We start from the raw sequence: 549 nt of genomic DNA on the forward strand, positions 1-549 counted from the left end.
TACGCCGGCCAGCCCTACCCGCCCCAGCAACCACCCAAGAAGCGCAAGAAGTGGCCCTGGGTCCTCCTCGGAATCTTCATTCTGATCGTTGCCCTTTTCGGCGGTTGCATGGCTGTGGTCGGTAAAGCTGTCGACGAGGTAGACAAGGAATCGAAGTCGGTCGTCGATGTCACCTACAAGGTCACGGGCCCTTCTACCGGCGCGCTGATCACCTACACGTTCAACGATAACATCACGCAAGACAACGATGTCGCACTCCCTTGGGAGAAGAAGACGCAGGTCACAGGATTCGCAAAGACCGTCAGCCTGTCCGCGACGAACGGCATGAACGACACGGGGAAAATCACCTGTCAGGTCATCGTCGACGGAAAGGTCATCATCGAGAATACCGCCAGCGGCACCGGTGCGTCCGCGTCGTGCAGCGGAAGCGTCGACAAGAAGTAGCGATCGACTCAATGCGGTCCGGCCCCCTCATGGAGCCGGACCGCGTTCGTTCTAATGGCTCACCCCATCGACGAACCCACCGGCACCGTTGATATTGGCCCACGC

The 549-nt window shown here is 59.4% G+C and carries 1 protein-coding gene; it reads left to right on the top strand.

Annotated features, from left to right (window positions below; translation table 11 throughout):
• The coding region (locus FK268_RS23690; RefSeq protein ID WP_146437898.1) for an MmpS family transport accessory protein at positions 1–444 on the top strand (444 nt) is incomplete at its 5' end.
• Positions 445–549 lie beyond the last annotated feature (105 nt).

This window comes from Tsukamurella sputi (genome assembly GCF_007858445.1).
In the GTDB taxonomy this organism is placed as follows: Bacteria; Actinomycetota; Actinomycetes; order Mycobacteriales; family Mycobacteriaceae; genus Tsukamurella; species Tsukamurella sputi.